The organism is Vibrio sp. B181a (genome assembly GCF_030248375.1).
Lineage (GTDB): Bacteria > Pseudomonadota > Gammaproteobacteria > Enterobacterales > Vibrionaceae > Vibrio > Vibrio campbellii.
Window position 1 is genome coordinate 1 of sequence record NZ_JAHGAD010000092.1, and the last position, 669, is coordinate 669.

Below are 669 nucleotides of genomic sequence, written 5' to 3' on the forward strand. Positions count from 1 at the left end.
GCCGGAGCCAAAACCAGCTCCAAAGCCGGAGCCAAAACCAGCTCCAAAGCCGGAACCAAAACCAGCGTCTACCAACAACGCTCAATCAACAAGGAGTAAGGCAGAGAATGATGCACAATCGTTGAGCTCAATGTTTAACTCGAGCTTGGGGGGAAGTTCAGATGTCGTGGTTGCAGGCCCTTCTAACTTGACCAGCCCTGAAGTAAAAAAAACTCAGCAATCGGTATCCGGTAACCATGAGCAAACTTACCAAGTGGAAAATCAACAGGCAATAGACAAAGCCTTAGCTCAAGCACACTCAGTGACTTCCACGACTCAGGCTCAGAAGCGTAACACAAGTGACAGTGCACTCCTTAATCGTGAAATAGCCAGTGAGTCTGGCCGTGTCGAGCAAGATATTGCTGGATTATTTAATGATGCTAACCGAGAGCTACGTCGTATCGTTATGGCTTATGGGCTGCGTAAGCAAGCTCTTCGAGTGACCTTACACTTTACACAAGGTTTAGTTGATAAGGTGTCTATAAATGGTGTTCCACAGCAGTTTGAGCGTGAACTTCAAGTGTTGCTAGTTGGTCAGCGGATTGCTACGGTATACACGGGAACAAAAAGCCATGTGTTGGTCGTTAACTAACTAAAATAGGCCCTGACATGCGGCGTTTTTCAAGATAG

General features: G+C 46.8%; 1 pseudogene. It reads left to right on the forward strand.

The features are described from left to right. Positions 1-631: pseudogene (locus KIO97_RS24530) on the forward strand (hypothetical protein); the annotation flags it as partial. Positions 632-669: the final 38 nt, after the last annotated feature.